The 255-nt window shown below is 54.5% G+C and carries 1 rRNA gene; it reads left to right on the top strand.

What is annotated here, in order from left to right:
- Nucleotides 1-255: ribosomal RNA gene (locus tag WA302_RS25230) — 16S ribosomal RNA — on the top strand; the annotation flags it as partial.

Raw genomic sequence — 255 nt, 5'->3', positions numbered from 1 at the left:
ACGGGAGGCAGCAGTGGGGAATATTGCACAATGGGCGCAAGCCTGATGCAGCCATGCCGCGTGTGTGAAGAAGGCCTTCGGGTTGTAAAGCACTTTCAGCGAGGAGGAAGGTGGTGAGCTTAATACGTTCATCAATTGACGTTACTCGCAGAAGAAGCACCGGCTAACTCCGTGCCAGCAGCCGCGGTAATACGGAGGGTGCAAGCGTTAATCGGAATTACTGGGCGTAAAGCGCACGCAGGCGGTTTGTTAAGT

Origin of the sequence: Serratia sp. 201 (assembly GCF_037027545.1) — a bacterium.
Classification (GTDB): domain Bacteria; phylum Pseudomonadota; class Gammaproteobacteria; order Enterobacterales; family Enterobacteriaceae; genus Serratia; species Serratia bockelmannii.
This window is presented reverse-complemented; position numbering and strand designations above follow the sequence as displayed.